Genomic DNA, 237 nt, shown 5'->3' with positions numbered 1-237 from the left:
ATGCGACATAGGTGATTCGCTCGCGCCAACGGCTGGCGAGCGTCCGAAGCGTTGGGCGCGAGTCGAAATCTAGCAGCAATCCACCGCCTGTCGTCTGATGATCACCAAGCCGCGTGCCATCAGCCAGTTCGAAATCTGGCACGCTACGACCGACGAGTGGGTGGCTCGCGCCGAGGTTATAACCGAGTCCCACACCCCAGACGCGTTCAGCAAAGTAGGTCGCGCCATCACGCGTCG

General features: G+C 61.6%; 1 pseudogene. It reads right to left on the bottom strand.

From position 1 onward, the window contains the following. Positions 1-237, bottom strand: a pseudogene (locus tag SB751_RS35140) (FAD-dependent oxidoreductase); the annotation flags it as partial.

This window comes from Cupriavidus sp. SIMBA_020, from assembly GCF_046535395.1.
Lineage (GTDB): Bacteria > Pseudomonadota > Gammaproteobacteria > Burkholderiales > Burkholderiaceae > Cupriavidus > Cupriavidus campinensis.
The sequence above is the reverse complement of the archived record's forward strand: the minus strand, read 5'-3'. Positions and strand labels throughout refer to the sequence as shown.